At 72.7% G+C, this 20,578-nt stretch carries 22 protein-coding genes; 9 read left to right on the top strand and 13 right to left on the bottom strand.

Annotated elements, in window-relative coordinates; all coding sequences use genetic code 11:
* Positions 1-63: 63 nt before the first annotated feature.
* The 7 genes from ABD347_RS07080 to mshD all read right to left on the bottom strand — a co-directional run bounded on the left by ABD347_RS07080 (position 64) and on the right by mshD (position 7,075).
* Entirely contained in the window at positions 64-468 is a 405-nt protein-coding gene (locus tag ABD347_RS07080; protein WP_344357830.1) for an NUDIX hydrolase, read from the bottom strand.
* Entirely contained in the window at positions 465-1,406 is a 942-nt protein-coding gene (locus ABD347_RS07075) for a CHAD domain-containing protein (RefSeq protein WP_344357827.1), read from the bottom strand. The genes ABD347_RS07080 and ABD347_RS07075 overlap by 4 nt, the downstream gene beginning before the upstream one ends.
* Positions 1,393-3,618 (bottom strand): RNA degradosome polyphosphate kinase, encoded by a 2,226-nt coding sequence (locus tag ABD347_RS07070; protein ID WP_344357824.1) that lies wholly within the window; start codon positions 3,616-3,618, stop codon positions 1,393-1,395. The genes ABD347_RS07075 and ABD347_RS07070 overlap by 14 nt, the downstream gene beginning before the upstream one ends.
* A 172-nt stretch (positions 3,619-3,790) precedes the next feature.
* Positions 3,791-4,771 (bottom strand): hypothetical protein, encoded by a 981-nt coding sequence (locus ABD347_RS07065; RefSeq protein ID WP_344357821.1) that lies wholly within the window; start codon positions 4,769-4,771, stop codon positions 3,791-3,793.
* Positions 4,768-5,661 (bottom strand): ABC transporter ATP-binding protein, encoded by an 894-nt coding sequence (locus ABD347_RS07060; protein ID WP_344357819.1) that lies wholly within the window; start codon positions 5,659-5,661, stop codon positions 4,768-4,770. Before ABD347_RS07060 ends, ABD347_RS07065 begins: the two co-directional genes overlap by 4 nt.
* The gene (locus ABD347_RS07055) at positions 5,658-6,044 is read right to left on the bottom strand and encodes a GntR family transcriptional regulator (RefSeq protein ID WP_344357911.1); all 387 of its coding nucleotides are present in this window, start codon (positions 6,042-6,044) and stop codon (positions 5,658-5,660) included. Before ABD347_RS07055 ends, ABD347_RS07060 begins: the two co-directional genes overlap by 4 nt.
* Before the next feature lie 92 nt (positions 6,045-6,136).
* On the bottom strand, positions 6,137-7,075 hold the full coding sequence (gene mshD, locus ABD347_RS07050) for a mycothiol synthase (RefSeq protein ID WP_344357817.1): 939 nt from the start codon (positions 7,073-7,075) through the stop codon (positions 6,137-6,139).
* 132 nt (positions 7,076-7,207) lie between these two features.
* Between mshD and ABD347_RS07045 the strand changes: the two genes are divergently transcribed.
* Positions 7,208-9,016 (top strand): bifunctional metallophosphatase/5'-nucleotidase, encoded by a 1,809-nt coding sequence (locus tag ABD347_RS07045; RefSeq protein ID WP_344357814.1) that lies wholly within the window; start codon positions 7,208-7,210, stop codon positions 9,014-9,016.
* Between the two features lie 456 nt (positions 9,017-9,472).
* On the opposite strand, the gene ABD347_RS07040 is transcribed toward ABD347_RS07045, so the two are convergent.
* The 5 genes from ABD347_RS07040 to ABD347_RS07020 all read right to left on the bottom strand — a co-directional run bounded on the left by ABD347_RS07040 (position 9,473) and on the right by ABD347_RS07020 (position 14,565).
* On the bottom strand, positions 9,473-10,891 hold the full coding sequence (locus tag ABD347_RS07040) for a sensor histidine kinase (protein WP_344357811.1): 1,419 nt from the start codon (positions 10,889-10,891) through the stop codon (positions 9,473-9,475).
* Complete coding sequence (locus tag ABD347_RS07035; protein WP_344357809.1) at positions 10,888-11,607, bottom strand: response regulator transcription factor; 720 nt, start codon at positions 11,605-11,607, stop codon at positions 10,888-10,890. Before ABD347_RS07035 ends, ABD347_RS07040 begins: the two co-directional genes overlap by 4 nt.
* Before the next feature lie 19 nt (positions 11,608-11,626).
* Positions 11,627-12,607, bottom strand: a complete 981-nt coding sequence (locus ABD347_RS07030) for a S1C family serine protease (protein WP_344357805.1) — start codon at positions 12,605-12,607, stop codon at positions 11,627-11,629.
* Positions 12,608-12,717: 110 nt separating this feature from the next.
* Positions 12,718-13,746: a LacI family DNA-binding transcriptional regulator gene (locus ABD347_RS07025; RefSeq protein WP_064067601.1), complete on the bottom strand. Its 1,029-nt coding sequence runs from the start codon at positions 13,744-13,746 to the stop codon at positions 12,718-12,720.
* A 24-nt stretch (positions 13,747-13,770) separates the two neighbouring features.
* On the bottom strand, positions 13,771-14,565 hold the full coding sequence (locus tag ABD347_RS07020; protein WP_344357800.1) for a winged helix-turn-helix transcriptional regulator: 795 nt from the start codon (positions 14,563-14,565) through the stop codon (positions 13,771-13,773).
* Positions 14,566-15,134: 569 nt separating this feature from the next.
* Here ABD347_RS07020 and ABD347_RS07015 point away from each other — a divergent pair.
* The 7 genes from ABD347_RS07015 (at position 15,135) to ABD347_RS06990 (ending at position 19,348) form a co-directional block, all read left to right on the top strand.
* Positions 15,135-15,389 carry a MoaD/ThiS family protein gene (locus tag ABD347_RS07015; protein WP_344357797.1) on the top strand — a complete coding sequence of 85 codons (255 nt, stop codon included), beginning with the start codon at positions 15,135-15,137 and terminating at the stop codon, positions 15,387-15,389.
* Positions 15,325-16,578 carry a hypothetical protein gene (locus ABD347_RS07010; RefSeq protein ID WP_425575589.1) on the top strand — a complete coding sequence of 418 codons (1,254 nt, stop codon included), beginning with the start codon at positions 15,325-15,327 and terminating at the stop codon, positions 16,576-16,578. Before ABD347_RS07015 ends, ABD347_RS07010 begins: the two co-directional genes overlap by 65 nt.
* Before the next feature lie 97 nt (positions 16,579-16,675).
* Positions 16,676-17,368, top strand: coding sequence for an LmeA family phospholipid-binding protein (locus tag ABD347_RS07005; protein WP_344357792.1), 693 nt, complete (start codon positions 16,676-16,678; stop codon positions 17,366-17,368).
* A 186-nt stretch (positions 17,369-17,554) separates the two neighbouring features.
* Complete coding sequence (locus tag ABD347_RS30615; RefSeq protein WP_350497993.1) at positions 17,555-17,635, top strand: putative leader peptide; 81 nt, start codon at positions 17,555-17,557, stop codon at positions 17,633-17,635.
* Between the two features lie 170 nt (positions 17,636-17,805).
* Positions 17,806-18,651: a sulfurtransferase gene (locus ABD347_RS07000; protein ID WP_344357790.1), complete on the top strand. Its 846-nt coding sequence runs from the start codon at positions 17,806-17,808 to the stop codon at positions 18,649-18,651.
* A 47-nt stretch (positions 18,652-18,698) separates the two neighbouring features.
* On the top strand, positions 18,699-18,986 hold the full coding sequence (locus ABD347_RS06995) for a DUF1416 domain-containing protein (RefSeq protein WP_064067594.1): 288 nt from the start codon (positions 18,699-18,701) through the stop codon (positions 18,984-18,986).
* Between the two features lie 101 nt (positions 18,987-19,087).
* Positions 19,088-19,348: a DUF3099 domain-containing protein gene (locus tag ABD347_RS06990; RefSeq protein WP_344357788.1), complete on the top strand. Its 261-nt coding sequence runs from the start codon at positions 19,088-19,090 to the stop codon at positions 19,346-19,348.
* Between the two features lie 26 nt (positions 19,349-19,374).
* Here the strand turns inward: ABD347_RS06990 and ABD347_RS06985 are convergent, their stop codons facing one another.
* Entirely contained in the window at positions 19,375-19,737 is a 363-nt protein-coding gene (locus ABD347_RS06985) for a DsrE family protein (RefSeq protein WP_344357786.1), read from the bottom strand.
* Positions 19,738-19,983: 246 nt separating this feature from the next.
* Here ABD347_RS06985 and ABD347_RS06980 point away from each other — a divergent pair, with 246 nt between their 5' ends.
* The gene (locus ABD347_RS06980) at positions 19,984-20,556 is read left to right on the top strand and encodes a heme-binding beta-barrel domain-containing protein (RefSeq protein ID WP_344357785.1); all 573 of its coding nucleotides are present in this window, start codon (positions 19,984-19,986) and stop codon (positions 20,554-20,556) included.
* Positions 20,557-20,578: the final 22 nt, after the last annotated feature.

Here is a 20,578-nt window from a genome sequence, read left to right as displayed (position 1 = left end):
ATCCGCCGCCGCGGCGGCCCCCGCGCGGCCCCTCCCGTCCCCGTACCGTCAGTGCGCTACGCGTCAGTGCGCCGGTCCGGTGGTGGTGAGGAACGCGGCGACGAGGTCCCTGTCCTTGTCGTACGTCAGGCGGGAGCGGGCGGCACCGGGGGAGAGCCAGAGCAGTTCGTCGACCTCCCGGTTGGGGCGGAAGGTGCCGCCCGTGGCCTCGGCCGCCCAGTAGCGGACCTCCTTGGCGCGGCCGGCGACCTCGTACCGGGCGGTCGGCAGCTCGGGGCCGGGCGCGCAGGTCATGCCGGTCTCCTCCAGCACCTCACGGACCGCCGCGTGCCGCGATTCCTCGCCGGGCTCCAGCTTCCCCTTCGGCAGCGACCAGTCCCCGTGCTTCGGGCGGTGGATCACCGCCAGCTCGATCCCGGCGCCCGAGGGGGAGCGGCGCCACAGCACGCAGCCCGCCGCGCGGATCACGTCGTCACCGCCGTACGCTGCCAGGCCCGCTGGAAGGCGTACCGCGCCGCCTCCACCTCGTGCCGCTGGTCCGCGTGCAGCACCCCGAGCGCGTAGGCCGTCGCGGGGGCGATGCGCGGCGTACGCGCGGCGGTCGCGGCGGCCGCGGCCGCCTCCGCGGCGTCCCGGTGGCGGTCCAGCGCCCGTCCCGCCTCGTACAGCACCGGCTCCGTGCCCCGCACCTCGCCCGCGTACCGGTGCAGCCGCAGCAGGAGCCGTACCTGGTGCCAGGGCCCGTCGAGCTGCTCACCGCCCACCGCGGGGGCCATCGGCAGGGCGGCCACCGCGTCCAGCAGGCGCCGCTCGACGGCTTCCGCGGGCGGGCCGAGCACCTCGCCGGCCGGCGCGGCGGCGGCGGGGCCGAGCGGCACCTCCGAGGCCAGCAGCGCCACCGCGTCGGCGACCGCGTGGAACCGGGACGAGCCCAGCGCCTGGAGCGCGGACGAGTGGGCGCGGGTCCTGGCCAGGGTGAGCTGCCGCTCCAGCAGCGCCCCCGCCCGGGCCGCGCCCACGCTCAGGGCCTGCGCGCCGGACCCGCCGTTCCTCGGCGCCGGGACCGTCGCCGTACCGCCCGACAGCCGGGCCAGGGCGTCGACGAGCCGGACGAGCCGCGACGTACAGGCGTGCTCGGCCGCCAGCGTGCCGGACAGCCACGCCAGTTCGGCACGCAACTGGTCCGCCCAGGCGGCGTCGAGCAGCGGCCGGAAGGTGTGCAGCGTGCCGCTGATGCGGCGGGCCGCGGCGCGCAGCCCCCGGGTGGCCTCCTCCGCGCCCGCCGTGTCCGCGCCGCGTTCGGTGTGGTGCCGCAGGCTGCGCAGGAAGTCGGCCGCCCGGTCGTGCAGGTAGGGCGAGAGAACCTCGCCGGCGGAACCGGGCGGGGTGTGGTCAGGGTTTCGCACGTCGGCGCCTCCGCGCGTCGATCAGCATCTCCTGGACGTGCCGCAGCGGCCGGCCCTCGTGGTCCGTCGCGTGCCGCGTCCAGTCCCCGTCCGGTCCGAGGTGCCAGGACGAGGTGGTGTCGGCCATGCCCGTGTCCAGCAGCCGGCTGAGGGCCGCCCGGTGGGCCGGGTCGGAGACCCGTACCAGTGCCTCTATGCGGCGGTCGAGGTTGCGGTGCATCATATCGGCGCTCCCGAACCAGACTTCGGGCTCGCCGCCGTTGCCGAAGGCGAAGACGCGGGAGTGCTCCAGGAAGCGCCCGAGGACGGACCGGACCCGGATGTTCTCCGACAGGCCGGCCACTCCCGGCCGTACGGCGCAGATGCCACGCACCCAGATGTCCACGGGTACGCCGGCCTGCGAGGCGCGGTAGCAGGCGTCGATGATGGCCTCGTCGACCAGTGAGTTGACCTTGATGCGGACGTAGGCGGGCCGCCCGGCGCGGTGGTGGACGGTCTCCTTGTTGATGCGGGAGACCAGGCCGTCGCGCAGCGACTTGGGCGCGACCAGGAGGCGGCGGTAGGTCTCGCGGCGCGAGTAACCGGACAGCCGGTTGAACAGGTCGGACAGGTCGGCGCCGACCTGGGGGTCGGCGGTCAGCAGGCCCAGGTCCTCGTAGAGGCGGGCCGTCTTGGGGTGGTAGTTGCCGGTGCCGACGTGGCTGTAGCGGCGCAGCGTGTCGCCCTCCTGGCGGACGACGAGCGACAGCTTGCAGTGGGTCTTCAGGCCGACGAGCCCGTACACCACGTGGCATCCGGCCTCCTCCAGCTTGCGGGCCCACTTGATGTTGGCCTGCTCGTCGAAGCGGGCCTTGATCTCGACGAGGACGAGGACCTGCTTGCCGGACTCGGCCGCGTCGATGAGGGCGTCCACTATCGGGGAGTCGCCGGAGGTGCGGTAGAGGGTCTGCTTGATGGCCAGCACGTCGGGGTCGCCCGCCGCCTGTTCGAGGAAGGCCTGGACGGAGGTGGAGAAGGAGTCGTACGGGTGGTGGAGCAGCACGTCCCGCTCGCGCAGTGCGGCGAAGATGTCGGGTGCGGACGCCGACTCGACCTCGGCCAGGTCGCGGTGGGTCCCGGCGACGAACTTGGGGTACTTCAGCTCGGGCCGGTCCAGGGCGGAGATCCCGAAGAGGCCGGTCAGGTCGAGCGGGCCGGGCAGCGGGTAGACCTCGGCGTCGGAGACCTTCAGCTCGCGGACGAGGAGGTCGAGGACGTACGGGTCTATCGACTCCTCGACCTCCAGCCGGACCGGCGGTCCGAAGCGGCGCCGCATGAGCTCCTTCTCCAGGGCCTGGAGCAGGTTCTCGGCGTCGTCCTCCTCGACCTCCAGGTCCTCGTTGCGGGTCACGCGGAACATGTGGTGCGCCAGCACCTCCATGCCCGGGAACAGCTCCTCCAGGTGCGCGGCGATGACGTCCTCCAGCGGGACGTAGCGCTGCGGGGAGGCCTCGAGGAACCGGGAGAGGAGCGGGGGGACCTTGACGCGTGCGAAGTGGCGGTGCCCGCTGACGGGGTTGCGCACGACGACGGCCAGGTTGAGGGAGAGGCCGGAGATGTACGGGAAGGGGTGCGCCGGGTCGACGGCGAGCGGGGTGAGGACCGGGAAGATCTGCTGGCGGAAGAGCGTGAAGAGCCGCGCCTGCTCCTTCTCGGTCAGCTCGGGCCAGCGGATGAGGTGGATGCCTTCGTCGGCCAGGGCGGGGGCGATGTCCTGCTGGAAGCAGGCCGCGTGCCGGGCCATGAGCTCCCGTGACCGCGTCCAGATCAGGTCGAGGACCTCGCGGGGCTGGAGTCCGGACGCGGACCGGGTGGCCACACCGGTGGCGATCCGGCGCTTGAGGCCGGCCACGCGGACCATGAAGAACTCGTCCAGGTTCGAGGCGAAGATCGCGAGGAAGTTCGCCCGTTCGAGGAGGGGTGTCGCCGGGTCCTCGGCGAGCTCCAGCACGCGTTCGTTGAACGCCAGCCAGCTGCGTTCGCGGTCCAGGAAGCGGCCGGACGGCAGCTCGGCGCTGGTGCCGTCCTCCTCGTACGAGTCGAGATCGGCGTCGAGATCCCGCGCCAGTTCGGACACGGGCGCGTGCGCCACGGTGTGCGGCCGGTGCGCGGCTATGGAGCCGACGGACGGCTGGGACTGCGGGACCTGGACCTCGGCGGGCTGCTGGCTCATGGCACCATTCTTCCGCGCAATGGGCTGGTCAAGCGCGTCGGAGCGGGCCCCGGACACGGCGGGCTTCATTGAGCGAGCTTCGCAAGCGTGTCTGAATGGTCGGTAACGGTGACGTGACGTGCTGGGGGCGGACGGCCGGACCCCCGTCCTGGCCGTCCCCCCCCGGGGGCGGTTACGCGTGGTGGCGGCGGAGTACCCGGAAGGCGGCCACCGTGGCGACGGCCGCGAGAGCGAGGACGATGCCGGTCTCGACGAGCTGGAGGGGCCAGAAGTGCGAGGCCGGGTGGTAGTCGAGGAAGTACGTCACGTCTGCCCGGTCGGCACCGCACGGGGCGGGAGGCCGGGACGGCGGGGCGGCCAAACAGTGGCCCGGGGGGACGCGCTCGCCGGACGGGGTGAGCATGCCCTCCTCGACGCGCCACGTCCGGGAGATCCTGCTGGCCGGTGGCTCGCCGCTCGCGGTCGCGGTCCGGATCGGCCACAGGTGCACACGTACCCGTGACAGGGCGAGGAGCACCCCGCCGGTGACCAGCGCGGTGACGCTCATCGCGAGGACGGTGCGCCGTACGAGCAGGCCGACGAGCGTGCCCAGCGCGAGCGCCAGCAGCGCGTAGGCCGTCGGCACGATCCCGGTCGATGCGTACATCGTCGGCTCGTACCAGTAGGTGGGGAAGTCGTGGGCGGGTCCTGTCGACCACGACCAGTGGAAGAGCGGAGTCAGCACCGCCATCGCCGCGATCACGACCGCCACGGGAACGGGGAGCATGGCCGCCAGCCAGCGGGCGGGGCTGACCGACTGGGTCCAGGCCAGCTTGTACGTGCCGCTCTCCATCTCCCGGGCGATCATCGGCCCGGCCATGAACGCCCCCACCGCGGCGGGCAGGACCACCATGCCGAGCGCGGCGTACTCGATGAGGTGCCGGGCGGCCCAGACGGAGTCCGTGTAGTCGCGGGCCGGCTGGAAACAGCGCCGTTCCGTGCTGGTGACCGTGCAGTCCACGGCGCGCAGCGCCTCGACCGCGCTGTCCGCCCACACGCGGGAGGCGACCATCGCCGCGACCGCGACGAGGAGCAGGCCGAGCAGCGTCCACAGCGCCCGCCGGTGCTGGTGCACGACCACCCCGCGCGGACCGGTCAGGAGCCGCGTACTCACGCAGCCACCGTCCCTTCCGGGCCCGGGGACGCGCTGGGGGTGAGGAGCGGTGGGGCGTCCGGGGAGCGGAGATGGGCGAGCAACAGGTCCTCCAGGGACGGTTCCGTGGTGTGCCAGGACGTGGTGTCGACCGGGCCGTCGTGGCGGACCAGCGCGGTGAGCTGGCGGCCGGTGACGCGGGACTCCACGACCGTGTGCGGGGCCAGGTCGCCGACCGGGCCGGTGACCAGGGTGTGGGCGGCGAGGACGTCGTCGATCCCGCCGCCCAGGCGGACCCGGCCGGCGGCGAGGAGCAGCAGGTGGTCGCAGGCGTCCGCGAGTTCGCCGAGGATGTGCGACGACATCACGATGGTCGTGCCGTGCTCGGCCGCGTCCGCCATCAGCGTGCCCATCAGCTGGTGGCGGGCGAGAGGGTCGAGGTCGGCCATCGGCTCGTCGAGCAGGAGCAGCTCGGGGCGCTTGCCGAGCGCGAGGGCGAGCGCGACGCGGGTGCGCTGACCGCCCGACAGGCTGCGGACGCGGGCCGCGCGGTCGAGCGTGCCGACCACGCGGTCCGCCGCGCCGGCGTCCCAGCGCCGGGGGTTGAGCTCCCGCCCCATCCGGAGCGTGTCGTCGACCGTGAGCTGCGGGTACAGCGGCTTGTCCTGGGCGACGTAGCCCACGCGGTCGCGGGCGGACGCCGGGTCGGTGCCGAGCACCCGGACCGTGCCGGCGGTCGGCCGCGCCAGGCCGGCGGCCAGCGCGAGGAGCGTGGACTTGCCCGCGCCGTTGGGGCCGACGAGCGCGCAGACGCGGCCGGCGGGGAGCCGGAAGGCGCAGTCGGCCAGGGCGGGACCGGGCCGCCGCCCGTACCGCTTGGCGAGGCCGTGGGCCTCCAAGGCGCTGGTCATATGTCGTCCCCCTCGTAGAGCTGTTCGAGTACGGAGGTGAAGAGCGCCGTCACGTCGTCCCGCTCCAGTCCGGCCGCGCGGGCACGGGCGGTCCAGTCGGCGAGTTCGCCGCGCAGCGGGGAGTCGGCCGGGGCGCTGCCCAGGGTTCTCCGTACGAAGGTGCCGAGGCCGCGGCGGGCCTCGACGAGGCCCTCGCGCTCCAGTTCGCGGTAGGCCTTGAGCACCGTGTTCGGGTTGATGGCGGTGGCTTCGACGACCTCGCGGGCCGTGGGCAGCTTGTCGCCGGGTGCCAGCAGGCCCAGGCGGAGGGCCTGTTTGGTCTGCTGCACGATCTGGAGGTAGGTGGCGACGCCGCCGCGCCGGTCGATGCGGTACTCGACCACGTCCTCAACCACCCTTTCACTAATCAACTAGTGAAAGGGTGGTGCAAGAGAGGGCGAGGTGTCAACACCTCGCCCCGCTCACGCCCCGCGCGTCACGTCTCCGAGCGGTACATCAGGTCCAGCTCGTGCGTGGTGAACCCCATCCCCTCGTACACCCGCACCGCCGCGGTGTTGTCCGCGTCCACGTACAGCATCGCCGTCGGCACACCCTCCGCCGCCAGGTGCCGCAGCCCGATCGCGGTCAGCGCCTTGCCGAGGCCGCCGCCCTGCGCCTCGGGGCTGACGCCGACGACGTACACCTCGCCCAGCTGCTCCTCGGCGTGGACCTTCGTCCAGTGGAAGCCCACGAGTTCGCCGTCCGACTCCCGTACGGCGAGGAAGAAGCCCTTCGGGTCGAACCACGGCTCGGCCTTGCGGTCGTCCAGGTCCCGCTGGGTCAGCCCGCCCTGCTCGGGATGGTGCGCGAACGCGGCGGCGTTGACGGCCAGCCAGGCCGCGTCGTCCCGGCCGGGCACGAACGTGCGGACGGCGACACCGGGCGGGAGCGCCGGCTCGGGGACGTCCGACAGGTCGGCGAGCGGCCGGCGCATCTGCCGCAGCTCCCGGAAGAGGGTCAGCCCCAGCACCTGGGACAGGTGGCGGGCGGCCGACTTGCCGCCGTGCGCCCACACGCGCAGCCGCTTGCCCGAGGCGGCGAGCAGCGCGGAACCCAGCGCCCGGCCGTGCCCCCGGCCGCGGTGCGAGGGGTGGACGACCAGCTCCGCCGCCGGGGCCTCGACCGGGTCGGTGTCCTCCAGCTGGGCGTAGCCCACCAGGTCGCCGCGGACGGTGAGCAGCAGGTGCGACACCCCTTCGCGCCGCCCGCCGCGCAGCTGGAGCCGCCCCTGTTCGGAGACGGCCTGCATTCCGTCGGCGCGGGCGGCGTCGGCGAGGAGGGCGAGGACGTCCTGGGCCTGCTCGTGGGTGAGCTCGTCGAAGGTGTCGATACGGCGGCCCGGTTCGAGGGCCGGTACGGGGGCGTCAGTCGTCATGCGTACGAGCCTACGACCGGGTGCCGGTGGCCGATGGCAACCGGCTTGTAACCCGCCAACCCCTGTTGCGCTACGCGCGTTGACTCTAGGCTGCGCTCGGCCTTACCGAACTTGTTGACCGCGAGGGGACAGATGTCAGCGACACCGCACAAGAACCGGGCGACGAGGCGGATACTCGCCACCGCCGCCGGACTGGCCACCGTCGGCGCGATGGTCGCCGCCCTGCCCGCCGGCGCCGACGACCGCGGGAAGCCCGCCGGCCATCACCCCGGCCGCACCGTCGACGTGCAGCTGCTCTCCTTCAACGACCTGCACGGAAACCTGGAGCCGCCGGCCGGCTCGTCCGGGCAGGTCACCCACACGCACGCGGACGGTACGACGGAGAAGATCGACGCGGGTGGTGTCGAGTACCTCGCCACGCACCTGCGCACCGCGCGCGAGGGCAACACGTACTCCGTGACCGCCGCCGCCGGTGACATGATCGGCGCCTCGCCGCTGATGTCGGGCCTCTTCCACGACGAGCCGACCATCGAGGCGCTGAACAAGCTGAAGCTCGACGTCTCGTCCGTCGGCAACCACGAGTTCGACGAGGGCGCCAGGGAACTGGCCCGTATCCAGAACGGCGGCTGCCACCCGACCGGCGGCTGCTCCGAGGAGGGCAAGACCTTCCCCGGCGCGGACTTCCCGTACCTCGCGGCCAACGTGACGAACGAGAAGACCGGCCGGCCGATCCTCGACCCCTACTTCGTCTGGGAGAAGAAGGGCGTCAAGATCGGTTTCATCGGAGTGACCCTGGAGGGCACGCCGAACATCGTCACCGCCGAGGGCGTCAAGGGCCTGAAGTTCGGTGACGAGGTCGAGACGATCAACAAGTACACCAAGGTCCTGGAGCGCAAGGGCGTCAAGTCGATCGTCGCCCTGATCCACGAGGGCGGCGCGCCGGCCTCGTCCTCGTACAACTACGACTGCGACAGCCCGGGTGCCGGCGACGGTGTCTCCGGCCCCGTCGTCGAGATCGCGAAGAAGCTGAACCCGCAGGTCGACGCGCTGGTCACCGGTCACACCCACCAGGCGTACGTGTGCACGATCCCGGACCCGTCCGGCAAGCCGCGCATGGTCACCTCGGCGTCCTCGTACGGCAAGCTGTACACGGACACCACCCTGACCTACGACCGCCGCACCAAGGACATCGTGCGCACGGCGGTGGAGTCGGCGAACCGCGTGGTCTCGCGTGACGTGCCGAAGGCCGCCGACATGACGTCGCTGATCCAGCGGTGGAACGCGCTGGCCGCGCCGATCGCCAACAAGCCGCAGGGCTACATCTCCGCCGACATCAACGGCCGCGGTTCCTCGGAGTACGAGAAGCCGCTCGGCGACCTGATCACCGACGCGCAGCTCGCCGGGCTCGCGCCCGCCGACAAGGGCGGCGCGCAGATCGCGCTGATGAACCCGGGCGGTATCCGCTCGGACCTGGTGTACAAGGCGTCCGGCGCCGAGGGTGACGGGGTGGTGACGTACGGCGAGGCGTTCACCGTGCAGCCGTTCACCAACATGATGAACGTGGTCGACCTGACCGGCGCCCAGCTGATCACCGCTCTCCAGCAGCAGGTCAGCGGCTCCAACGAGGCCTCCCCGAAGATCCTCCAGGTCTCGAAGGGCCTCACCTACACCCTCGACATGACCAAGACGGGCGCGGCGCGTGTCGTGGCCGACTCGGTGAGGCTCAACGGTGAGCCGATCGACCCGGCGAAGTCCTACCGCGTCGCGATGAACGAGTTCCTCGCGGGCGGCGGCGACGGCTTCCCGGCCCTCGCCCAGGGCAGGAACAAGCTGGTCGGCGCGTCCGACCTGGACGTGTTCAACGCCTACCTGGCGGCCAACTCGTCGGCCGGTGCGCCCCTCGCGCCCCCGAAGGCCGACCGGATCACGGTCATCAAGTAGCGGAAGCGGGAGAACCGAAGGGGCGCGTGGCTGTCGAGAGGGATGTCGGGAGGGAGGGCTCCCTCCCGACTCCCGCCGCGGCGCCCCCCAGGGCTGGAGCGGCCCCCGCCGCGGCGCCCCCCGGCGCCGGAGCGCCCCCGCCGCGGTGCCCCCGGGGCCGGAGCGTCGGCGGGGCGCATGCGTTTTTCCGGCCCGGGGTTGCCTCGGGCGGCGGTGAAAAACGTCATGGCGTACATCGGCCACTTCGGTTTGCGCCACGAGAACATGGCCGGATAGCTATGTATGCGCACGTCCGGCCGGGGCCGTGGGGGAACCGGCCCCGGCCGGACGTCACCGACGTCACCGGCCCGCGCGGAGCGTCACCGGCCGTCACCAGCCGTCCCTGGTCGGCGCCGGACGCCCCCGCCGTCACCGGCCGGCGCGGCCGAACCGCCCGCCGCTCGGCCGCGCCGCCGCTCAGACCGTCTCCGGCGAGGGCGGCGGCGGCGTCGGCGCGCCCGGCAGCCGGATCACCGCGCGCGTACCGCCGCCCTCCGCCGCCGTGAGCTCCACCTCACCGCCCGCCTGCCGCACGGTCCGCGCCACGATCGACAGGCCGAGCCCCGACCCGGGCAGGCTGCGCGCCGACGGCGAGCGCCAGAACCGCTCGAAGACGTGCGGCAGCTCGTCCGGCGCGATGCCCGGCCCGTGGTCCCGCACGGTCAGCTCACCGTCCACGAGCGTCACCTCCACCCTCCCGCCCGGCGGCGAGAACTTCACCGCGTTGTCCAGGACGTTCACCAGCGCGCGCTCCAGCCCCGCCGGCTCGGCCCGCACATACCAGGGCCGCACGTCGTCCGCCGCGATCGACACCCCCGGGCCCCGCAGCCGCGCCCGGCCCAGCGCCGTACCGAGGACGTCGTGCAGCGCGACCACCTCCAGCCGCCCGGGGGCCGCCGCGTCCGGCCGGGACAGCTCCTGCAAGTCACCGATCAGCGCCGCCAGTTCCGTCATCTGCGCCGTCACGGAGGCCATCAGGGCCCGCCGGTCGCCGGGCGGGATCGCCCGCCCGGTCTCCTCGCTGCGCGCCAGCAGCTCGACGTTCGTACGCAGCGAGGTCAGCGGCGTACGCAGCTCGTGCCCCGCGTCGGCGATCAACTGCGCCTGCCGGTCGCGGGAGGAGGCGAGGGCGGCGGTCATGGCGTTGAACGACCGCGACAGTCGGGCGATCTCGTCCTCGCCGTCGACGGGGATCCGCACGGTGAGGTCCTCCGTCCGCGCCACGTGCTCCACCGCCCCGGTCAGCCGGTCCACCGGCTTCAGCCCGGTCCGCGCCACCCACAGCCCGGCGGCACCCGCGCCGACGACCCCGATACCGGCCAGGGCGGTGAGCACCAGGGCGAGGCGGCTGAGCGTGGAGTCGATCTCGGCGAGCGGCCGCGACACGGAGGCGGCCACCGGCACCCCGCCGACCGTGGTCCGGTAGCTGTGCACCCGCACCGGGGCGCCGTCGTCGGTCGTGCTGTCGTGCAGCGAGTCCTCCAGCGCGCCACTGAGCACGTCCACGTCCTGCGGCCGCACCTCGACCGGTGGGTAGTACGGCGCGACACAGCGCCGCCCGTCGGGCAGGACGAGCTGGACGTAGGCGAAGTTCGCGCTCCGCGCGGACGGCTGCGGCGGCCGCGCCCCGCACGCGCCGAACGCCTGGCGCAGGACCTCGTTGGGCGCGCTGGTGTTCTTCAGCGACGTGTCCAGTTCGCCGTGCAGCTGGGAACGCGTGAAGAACCAGCACGTCACGGCCACCGCCGCCACCGCGGCCGCCACCGCCGTCGCGGTCAGCAGGGCGAGGCGGGAGCGCAGCGGCAGCGCGCGGAAGCGGTGGAGCGGTCCGGTCACTCGGCGGCCCCGCCACGCAGCACGTACCCCACGCCCCGCACGGTGTGCACCAGGCGCGGCTCGCCGGCCGCCTCGGTCTTGCGCCGCAGGTACATCACGTACACGTCCAGGGAGTTGGAGCTGGGCTCGAAGTCGAAGCCCCAGACCGACTTGAGGATCTGCTCCCGCGTCAGCACCTGCCGCGGATGCGACAGGAACATCTCCAGGAGCGTGAACTCCGTACGGGTCAGCTCCACCGGCCGCCCGCCGCGCGTCACTTCGCGCGTCGCCAGGTCCATCCGGAGGTCCGCGAAGGCCAGGGCGTCGCCCTCCGGCTCCGGGCCACCGGACGCCGCCGCGTACGAGCTGCGCCGCAGGAGCGCGCGGATGCGCGCGAACAGCTCGTCCAGCTCGAACGGCTTCACCAGGTAGTCGTCCGCGCCCGCGTCCAGCCCGGTCACGCGGTCGCCGACCGTGTCGCGGGCGGTGAGCATCAGGATGGGGACGGTCGAGCCGGCGGCGCGGATGCGGCGCGCGGCGGTCAGGCCGTCCATGCGGGGCATCTGCACGTCGAGGACGACGAGGTCGGGGGCGTACGCGTCCATCCTCGCGAGCGCGTCCGCCCCGTCGGCGGCGACGTCCGTCCCGTACCCCTCGAAGGCGAGGCTGCGCTGGAGCGCCTCGCGCACGGCGGGCTCGTCGTCGACGATCAGGATGCGGTCGGCGTCAGTGTTCATGGGGCCAGCGTCGCACGCGTCAGGAACCGGACCGCAGGTCGTCCAGGTCGGCCTTGACGGTGTCGATGGGGATGGCGAAGCCGAGACCGACGCTGCCGGCCGTGGACCCGGTGGCGGAGCTGGGCGAGTACATGGCCGAGTTGATGCCGATGATCTCCCCGTTCATGTCGATCAGCGCGCCGCCGGAGTTGCCGGGGTTGAGCGAGGCGTCGGTCTGGATGGCCTTGTACGTCGTCTTCGAGTCGCCCGTGTCGCCGTTGAACCGCTGCCCGCCGAACTCGAACGGCCAGCCCTGGTTCCGGTCCGGGTCCCGCTGTTGCCGCCGCTGCCCGGGATCCTCGTCCTTCGCCACGGTGACGTCGCGGTCGAGCGCGGAGACGATCCCGCTGGTGACGGTCCCGGTCAGGCCCTCCGGTGAGCCGATGGCGACGACCTCGTCACCGACCCGGACCTTGCCGGAGTCGCCGAGCGTGGCGGCCTTGAGGCCCGACGCGCCCCGGAGTCCGATCAGCGCCAGGTCCTTGCCGGGATCGGTGCCGACGACGTCGGCGGTGTACGTCCTGCCGTCGCTGAGCCGGACCTTGATCTCGGAAGCGCCGGAGATCACGTGGTTGTTGGTCACGATCTCGCCGCCGGAGGTGATGATCACGCCGGAGCCGGTGGACTCGCCGGAGCCGGTCGTCGCGCTGATCTCCACGATGCTGGGGGACACCGCCTGGGCGACACCGGCGACGGTGCCCTTGCTGGACCGCGACACGCTCGTGCCGGTCACAGAGCCGGTGCCGGCCGGCGCGGGGGAGCCGCCGGTGAGTTCCCGCACGAGCGCGGAGGCGCCTCCGCCGACGAGGGCGGCCGTGATGGCGACGGCGGCGATCAGCCCCACCGGTTTCCTGGCGCGCCGGTGGGCGGTGGGCGGGTACACCGGCGGCGGGTACGCCGGGGGCGGCGGCGGATACGCGAAGTCCGGCCGGGGCTCACGGGAGGAGGTGTGGTCCGTCATGGGTACGACTCTCCGGTCCGTGCATGAGAGCCGTCTGAGGACGTCCTGAAAGTCCGGGCAGAGTCTCGTATGTCCGGTGTGAGGAGACGCGCACGGCCTCGCGGGTGGCGCTACTGACCGTCGCAGCCGCAGGACCGGCGCACTATCAGCGCCGACGGGAACTGCTTGACCCGCTCCCGGCGCGACCCCGCGACCCGCAGCCCGTCGTCCAGCACCAGGTCCACCGCCGCGCGGGCCATCGCCGGGCGGTCGGAGGAGACCGTCGTCAGCGGCGGGTCCGTCAGCGCGGCCTCCTTGACGTCGTCGAAGCCCGCCACCGCCAGGTCGCCCGGCACGTCCAGACGCAGCTCGCGCGCCGCGCGCAGCACGCCGATGGCCTGGTCGTCCGTGGAGCAGAAGATGGCCGGCGGCCGGTCGGGGCCCGCCAACAGCTTCAGCGCCACCTGGTAGGCGTCGTAGCGGTTGTAGGGGGCCTGGAACAGCCGGCCCTCCACCGAACGGCCGGACTCCAGCATGGCGCGGCGCCAGCCCTCCTCGTGGTCGGCGACCGGGTCGCCGACGGCGGGGGTGTTCTCGACGCCGCCGAGGCAGGCGACGTACTCGTGGCCGTGCTCCAGGAGGTGACGGGTGGCGAGCTGGGCACCGCCGATGTCGTCCGTGACGACCGCGACGTCGTCGAGGGCCTCGGGCCGCTCGTGGAGCAGCACCACGCGCGCGTCCCACGCCTCGATCTCCTGGGCGGCCCGCTCGCTCATGCCCTGGCTGACGAGGATCAGCCCGGCGACCCGCATGCCGAGGAAGGCACGCAGATAGTGGATCTCCCGTTCGTCGCGGTAGTCGGAGTTGCCGACCAGCACCATCTTCCCGCGGTCGGCGGCGGCCCTCTCGACCGCGTGCGCCATCTCCGCGAAGAACGGCTGCCGGGCGTCGGGGACGATCATGCCTATGAGGTCCGTCCGCCGCGACGCCATGGCCTGCGCGACGCGGTCGGGCCGGTAGCCCAGCTGCTTGATCGCTGCGAGTACCCGCTCGCGCGTGGCCGGGGCGACCGGCCGGGGTCCGTTGTTGATGACGTAGCTCACGACCGCGGTCGAAGTCCCCGCCAGTCGCGCCACATCGTCCCGCGTCACCTTGGCCACGCGCGGCAGTCTACGCGGGGTGACCTACCTCCGGGCAGGTCGTACGGCGGCTTCCTCCACCTCTTCGGTGTCCCCCGTACGGGTGACGGCCGCCGACTTGGCCGCCTTCGTCTCCTTCGTCCGGGCGTCCTCGGCCGCGCGCTCCACCTTCTCGGGCGTCACGAAGCGGTAGCCGACGTTGCGGACGGTGCCGATCAGGGACTCGTGCTCGGGGCCCAGTTTGGCGCGCAGCCGCCGTACGTGGACGTCGACCGTGCGGGTACCGCCGAAGTAGTCGTAGCCCCACACCTCCTGGAGGAGCTGCGCCCTGGTGAAGACCCGGCCCGGGTGCTGCGCCAGGTACTTCAGCAGCTCGAACTCCTTGAAGGTCAGGTCCAGGACCCGGCCCTTGAGCTTGGCGCTGTACGTCGCCTCGTCGACCGACAGGTCGCCGTTGCGGATCTCCATGGGGGAGTCGTCGGCGGTGATCTGCTGGCGGCCCGTCGCGAGCCGCAGCCGTGCCTCGACCTCGGCCGGACCGGCCGTGTCCAGCAGGACGTCGTCGATGCCCCAGTCGGCGGTGACGGCCGCGAGACCGCCTTCCGTGACCACCAGGACGAGCGGGCAGCCCGGCCCGGTGGAGCGCAGCAGCTGGCACAGCGACCGCACCTGCGGCAGGTCGCGGCGGCCGTCGACGAGGATCACGTCCGCGCCGGGGGTGTCCACGAGCGCCGGGCCCTCGGCGGGGGCCACCCGCACGTTGTGCAGCAGCAGTCCGAGGGCGGGGAGCACCTCCGTCGACGGCTGGAGGGCGTTGGTCAGGAGCAGCAGAGAACTCATCGTGCCTCCCATACCCGGGTCGTCCTATGGTCGTGCACGGTTCGCCGGCCCATAACGTCGGTTCCTCCTCGGTCCCTGCGAGGACGTTGCGGCACTGCTTCGTACCAGGCTCCCCACGCCCTGAGAGCCCTTGTTCACCCGCCTGTAACAACGGGCCGTAAACACAAAAGGATCCGGGGGCTGCGTCGCCCGGATCCTCTGCCCAGGAGAATAGCCCACATGAGTTCCGGGGGAGAGGGCGCATTTCACATCGTGGATGTTTCCTCGCTCACGTCCGGTCCCCCGCGCGCAACGCCGCGTACATCCGACGGTGTCCGGACCGGAGCGGTCCATTCGCCGTTCGCGGCACCGCACACACCCAGTGTCACGGACCCGGCCGTCGTTGTCGCCCACGGCTTCACGGGCTCGGCCGGCCCGCCGGCCCCCCGCCGGCCCGCGGCGCGGTGGGCGCGCGGCCGGTGGTGCTGCGGCACGCGGCGGGCGACGCCCTGCTCACCCGTACCGCGGACCGGCTGTCCGTGCCATAGCTCATGATGGATGCCGACGAGGCCGACGAAAGGAGTGCCGCTATGGCAGCGGGGACCATCCGCTACTGGGCCGCGGCCAAGGCCGCCGCCGGGATCGCCGAGGAGCCGTACGCGGCGGAGAACCTGGCCGAGGCGCTGGACGCCGTGCGCGAGCGGCACCCCGGGGAGCTGACGCGGGTGCTGCGGCGGTGTTCGTTCCTGGTCGACGGCGACCCCGTCGGGACCCGGAGCCATGAGACCGTACGGCTTGCCGAGGGCGGCACGGTCGAGGTGCTCCCGCCGTTCGCAGGAGGGTGAACCCCACAGCATGAGCAGCGATCAGCAGTACCCGTACGGGCACGGGCACGGGTACCAGGACCCGGACGTCGCGCAGACGTGGGAGGGCCAGACCTGGGACACCCAGTACCAGCCGGCCGTCCACCCCACGCCGCACCAGCAGCCCGCCCAGCCGTACGCGGTGGACACCGCCCACCTCCCCGCGCAGGGCGCGGGCGTGCCGGCGGGCCCGGGCTCGTACCCGCTGCCCCCCGAGGTGCCGTACGACACGCCGACCACGTACCTGCGGCCGGTCGCCCCCGACGCGGCGCCCGCACCGGCGCATGGGCCCACGCATGGGGCCGCACCCGCGCACGCACCCGCGCCCGCGCATCGGGCCGCGTCCGCGCAGGGCCCCGCCGCCGAGCCCGCCGGCCCGGGGTACGGCACGCCCACCACCTCGGGGCACGTACGGCTGACCGACGCCCAGCGGGCCCGCGCCGAGGGCCGTTCACCGATCATCGACCCGGGCATGCGGCCGGCCGTGCTGACCGCCGCCCTCGGCGGCCTCCTCGCGGCGGGAGCCGCCCTCGGGCCGTACGGCCTGCTCGTACCGCTGGTCCTGCTCCAGGCCGTCACGGCCGCCGGCTGGTTCCGCCTGAACGGCATGTGGCCCGCCCGCCAGGGCATCGCGCTCGCCTTCGCGGGCGGCCTCACCGCGGACGTCGCGCTGCTCGCCGCCGGCCGGGAGCACGCGCCCGCCGCGATCCTCGGCACGCTCGGGGTGTGGGTGCTTCTCGTGATCGTCCTCCAGCTGCGCAGCCACGCGGGCTCCGACGAGCGCCAGTACGGCCTGATGGCCACCGTCGCCTCGTCGGCGCTCGCGGTCGTCGCGGCCGGGTACCTGGCCGCCGCGTCCGACGCGGTCGTGGTGGGCGGCCTCGCGGTCGCCGTGACGATCGTGGCCCGCGCGCTGCCGCTGCCGGGCGCCGCGACGCTCGTGGTGGCGCTGCTCGCGTCCGCCGGTGCCGGTGTGGCCGCCGGCGGGGCGGCCGGCATGGGGGCGCAGGGCGCGCTGCTGGGGCTGGGCGCGGGGGTGTGTGCCCTGGTGGGGCACCGGGTGGCCGCGTACGACTACCCCTCCCGCTTCGTCCACATGACGGCGGGGGTGGCGCTGCCGCTCGCGCTCGCCGCGCCCGCCGTCTACCTGCTGGGGCGTGCGCTGGCCTGAGTGACGCGTGTGGGGGAAGGGGAACCAACGGGTGGCTTCGCGCGTCGATCATGACGTGACGGGGGCGGTCGCGGACAGGGTGGGGGAACACCGAGCAATGCGAGCACTGCGAATACTGCTGATCACCGCCGTGGTCCTGGGTGGTCTCTTCGTCATCGCCGACCGCCTGGCGGTGAACTACGCCGAGTCCGAGGCGGCCGAGCGCATACGGGCCAACCAGGGACAGGCCGGCTCCGCCGACGTCTCGATCAAGGGCTTCCCCTTCCTGACCCAGGTCATGGGCAAGGAACTGGACCGGGTCGACGTCACCCTCACGGGCGTGGAGGCGACGGCCGGCGGCCGCAAGGTCCGCGTCACCGAGATGAAGGCCGCCCTGCACGACGTACGGCTGGGGAACAACTTCTCCCGTGCCGTCGCCGCCTCGGCCGACGGCACGGCCCGCATCTCCTACGCCGACCTCCGTGAGGCGTCCAGCGAGGACGTCACCGTGGGCTACGGCGGCAACGGCAAGGTCAAGGTCACCGGCACGGTCGACATCCCGGTGCTGGGCAGCGTCACCCGCAGCGTGCTCTCCTCGGTCAGTCTGGCCGGTGACGACACCATCCGCGTGCGCGCCGACGAGGTCCCCGGTGAGGGCATCCCGGGCGTGGAGGAGCGCGTGCGCGAGCGCACCGACTTCGACCGCCAGGTCGGCGGGCTGCCGGCCGGCCTCAAGCTGCGGAAGGTCGAGGCGACGCCGGAGGGCGTGGTGGTCACCGTCGCCGGCACGGACGTCGTCCTGACCGGCTGAAAACCCGCCTTCCAGCCACATGCTGAGACGGGGTGGTCCGATCCGCAGATGGCGGGTGGCAAAGCCCCGCGCCACGGTCGGCCGCCGCCTCTCCCAGGCGTCTCTCGTCCCACATGGCGGACGATCGTGTCTCACGATACGACACGCCGGTGACACGGCCGCCCGACCGTCCCTACGATCGGCGTCATGAAGCGACAGGCGGACCTCACGAAGCGGCGGGCAGTAGACCTGTGCCGCGTCGCCGCCATGCTCTGTCGCTCCGTCTGAGCGGGAGCCCGCCTCCCGCATTCCCGGGCCCGTCACGCACCGCGAGGCCCACCCCTGTGCCGAATCCGCCGCGTCCACCCGTACCCCCGTACCGAGAAGCGCGCAGAGGCGAAGAGCACCCGGCACCACCCCGCCACACCCCGCCGCACACTGCCCCGGAGGAGAACAGTATGAGCCGCAGCGACGTCCTGGTAGACGCCGACTGGGTCGAGGCCCACATCGACGACCCGAAGGTCGTCATCGTCGAGGTCGACGAGGACACCTCGGCGTACGACAAGAACCACATCAAGAACGCCGTCCGGATCGACTGGAAGCAGGACCTCCAGGACCCGGTCCGCCGCGACTTCGTCGACCAGGAGGGCTTCGAGAAGCTCCTCTCCGCGAAGGGCATCGCCAACGACGACACCGTCGTCCTCTACGGCGGCAACAACAACTGGTTCGCCTCGTACGCCTACTGGTACTTCAAGCTGTACGGCCACGAGAGCGTCAAGCTCCTCGACGGCGGCCGCAAGAAGTGGGAGCTCGACTCCCGCGACCTGGTCGACGGCTCCGAGGTCCCGAACCGCCCGGCCACCCAGTACAAGGCCAAGGCCCAGGACACCTCCATCCGCGCCTTCCGTGACGACGTGGTGGCCGCGATCGGCAGCCTGAACCTGGTCGACGTGCGCTCCCCCGACGAGTTCAGCGGCAAGCTGCTCGCCCCGGCGCACCTCCCGCAGGAGCAGTCGCAGCGCCCCGGCCACGTGCCGAGCGCCCGCAACATCCCGTGGTCGAAGAACGCCAACGACGACGGCACCTTCAAGTCCGACGAGGAGCTGAAGGCGCTGTACGCCCAGGAGCAGGTCGACCTGGCGAAGGACACCATCGCCTACTGCCGCATCGGTGAGCGCTCGGCCCTGACCTGGTTCGTCCTGCACGAGCTGCTCGGCCAGGAGAACGTCAAGAACTACGACGGCTCGTGGACCGAGTACGGCTCCCTCGTCGGCGTGCCGATCGAGCTCGGCGCCAACAAGTAACCCGGACCTCCCGTCCTCCCTCCCCCGAAGACCCCTCAGGAGTACCCATGTGTGGAGCACAGGCCGGCGGCCCGGACGCTTCGACGATCAAGCCCGGTGAGACCACGATCCAGGGCCAGGTGACCAAGGACGGCGAGCCCGTCGTCGGTTACGTGCGCCTGCTCGACTCGACCGGGGAGTTCACCGCCGAGGTCCCGACCTCGGCGACCGGCCAGTTCCGCTTCTACGCGGCCGAGGGCACGTGGACCGTCCGCGCCCTCGTCCCGGGCGGCACGGCCGACCGCACGGTCGTCGCCCAGCAGGGTGGCCTGGCCGAGGTCGCCATCGCCGTCTGACGGCACCGCCGTACTGGCCGAAGGGCCGCGCCTCCTGGGGGTTGGACGCTTACCGGGACCGAGGTGCGGCCCTTCGGTCGTTCCCGTCCTACGCTGGACGTATGTACGCCCGGCGTCGGCACGTCTACTTCGGGATGATGACGGCCTGCCTGGTGCTCTTCGTGGGCGCCTGGGCCGTCGTACGGCTGTGGTCCACGCCCGCCGCCGTCGCCATGTGCTTCGTCGCCATGGTGATCCCGCCGGTCGCCGCGATGGTGGCCAACCGGCGGGGGCCGGAGGACCGCTGGTGGGACGATCCTTCCGGCGACCCGACGTCCGACGAGTGGTGGGACGAACTCGACGGCAAGAGGAAACGCCAGTGAGCGGAAGCGCCCCTGCGCCCCCGGCGTCAGTAGACGAGCGCCTGCGTACCGTCCGTCATCGCCTCGCTGACGAAGACCTGCGCCCCCGCGATCCGCACGCCCTCCAGCACGTCCTTCTCCGTGATCTCCCGCCGTGCCGCGCACTGGGTGCACAGCGTGATCCGCCCGGCCGCCAGGATCGAGTCGATCAGGTCCGGCAGCGGCGCCGCGTGCGGCAGCTCGAACTCGGCGGCCCGCCCCGGCAGCGCGAACCACGAGGACTCGCCGGTCAGCCAGAGCGAGACCTCCACCCCACTGGCCACGGCCACCGCCGCGACCGTGAAGGCCTGCGAGCAGCGCTCGGGGGCGTCGGCCCCCGCGGTCACCTTGATCACGAGCTTCTTCGCCATGTGCGGAACTGTAGTGCGCCCCGCTGGGCCGAACCTCACACGGAGGGCCGTGCCCCCACCCATTACGCTGGGACCCGGCCCTTTCTTCGCCCACACCGCTCACCGAGGAGCACCCTGTGCTTGAGGCTTTCTTCTCCGCCCTGCTGGTCCTGGTCTGCGTCGGCGTGCTCGGCTTCGCCGTCCTGGTCGTGAAGAAGCTGTACCAGGGCCAGCGCTGACCACTCCTACAGATCGACTGAGCTGCTCATGATCGAGATTCCGTCCGACCTGAACCCGGACCTCGTCCCCCTCGCGTTCCTCCTGGGCACGTGGGAGGGCGCGGGCGTCTCCGACTTCCCCGGCGCCGAGAAGTGCAACTTCGGCCAGTCCGTGACCTTCAGCCACGACGGCCGGGACTTCATCGAGTACACCTCCCGCACCTGGGTCCTGGACGCCGAGGGCAACAAGGTCAAGCCCCTGGAGTCCGAGAGCGGCTACTGGCGCGTCGACAAGGAGCGCAAGGTCGAGATCGTGATGGTGCGCGACCAGGGCATCGTCGAGGTCTGGTACGGCGAGCTCGCCGACCAGAAGCCGCAGATCGACCTGGCCACCGACGCCGTCGCGCGGACCGCCGCCTCCGGGCCCTACAGCGGCGGCAAGCGGCTGTACGGCTATGTGAAGGGCGACCTGATGTGGGTCGGCGAGAAGTCGACCCCCGAGGTGCCGCTGCGCCCCTACATGTCGGCCCACCTGAAGAAGGTCGTCACGCCCGAGCAGGTCGAGTCCTGGGCCAAGGACCTCGGTGACCTGCCGGACGACGGCATCGCGTTCTTCAAGTAACCCTCGGCCTTCGCGGTCGGTG

The sequence above is a fragment of the Streptomyces gobitricini genome, from assembly GCF_039532985.1.
Taxonomy (GTDB): Bacteria; Actinomycetota; Actinomycetes; order Streptomycetales; family Streptomycetaceae; genus Streptomyces; species Streptomyces gobitricini.
Note: the sequence above shows the minus strand (reverse complement) of the source record. Positions and strands in the feature narration are given on the sequence as shown.

What these genes read in the sequence shown, in the direction of transcription:
- ABD347_RS07070 (WP_344357824.1), bottom strand. Translation starts at nt 3,618, where the DNA reads ATGAGCCAGCAGCCCGCCGAGGTCCAGGTCCCGCAGTCCCAGCCGTCC.
- ABD347_RS07060 (WP_344357819.1), bottom strand. Translation starts at nt 5,661, where the DNA reads ATGACCAGCGCCTTGGAGGCCCACGGCCTCGCCAAGCGGTACGGGCGG.
- mshD (WP_344357817.1), bottom strand. Translation starts at nt 7,075, where the DNA reads ATGACGACTGACGCCCCCGTACCGGCCCTCGAACCGGGCCGCCGTATC.
- ABD347_RS07045 (WP_344357814.1), top strand. Translation starts at nt 7,208, where the DNA reads ATGTCAGCGACACCGCACAAGAACCGGGCGACGAGGCGGATACTCGCC.
- ABD347_RS07035 (WP_344357809.1), bottom strand. Translation starts at nt 11,607, where the DNA reads ATGAACACTGACGCCGACCGCATCCTGATCGTCGACGACGAGCCCGCC.
- ABD347_RS07030 (WP_344357805.1), bottom strand. Translation starts at nt 12,607, where the DNA reads ATGACGGACCACACCTCCTCCCGTGAGCCCCGGCCGGACTTCGCGTAT.
- ABD347_RS07020 (WP_344357800.1), bottom strand. Translation starts at nt 14,565, where the DNA reads ATGAGTTCTCTGCTGCTCCTGACCAACGCCCTCCAGCCGTCGACGGAG.
- ABD347_RS07015 (WP_344357797.1), top strand. Translation starts at nt 15,135, where the DNA reads ATGGCAGCGGGGACCATCCGCTACTGGGCCGCGGCCAAGGCCGCCGCC.
- ABD347_RS07010 (WP_425575589.1), top strand. Translation starts at nt 15,325, where the DNA reads ATGAGACCGTACGGCTTGCCGAGGGCGGCACGGTCGAGGTGCTCCCGC.
- ABD347_RS07005 (WP_344357792.1), top strand. Translation starts at nt 16,676, where the DNA reads ATGCGAGCACTGCGAATACTGCTGATCACCGCCGTGGTCCTGGGTGGT.
- ABD347_RS30615 (WP_350497993.1), top strand. Translation starts at nt 17,555, where the DNA reads ATGAAGCGACAGGCGGACCTCACGAAGCGGCGGGCAGTAGACCTGTGC.
- ABD347_RS07000 (WP_344357790.1), top strand. Translation starts at nt 17,806, where the DNA reads ATGAGCCGCAGCGACGTCCTGGTAGACGCCGACTGGGTCGAGGCCCAC.
- ABD347_RS06995 (WP_064067594.1), top strand. Translation starts at nt 18,699, where the DNA reads ATGTGTGGAGCACAGGCCGGCGGCCCGGACGCTTCGACGATCAAGCCC.
- ABD347_RS06990 (WP_344357788.1), top strand. Translation starts at nt 19,088, where the DNA reads ATGTACGCCCGGCGTCGGCACGTCTACTTCGGGATGATGACGGCCTGC.
- ABD347_RS06985 (WP_344357786.1), bottom strand. Translation starts at nt 19,737, where the DNA reads ATGGCGAAGAAGCTCGTGATCAAGGTGACCGCGGGGGCCGACGCCCCC.
- ABD347_RS06980 (WP_344357785.1), top strand. Translation starts at nt 19,984, where the DNA reads ATGATCGAGATTCCGTCCGACCTGAACCCGGACCTCGTCCCCCTCGCG.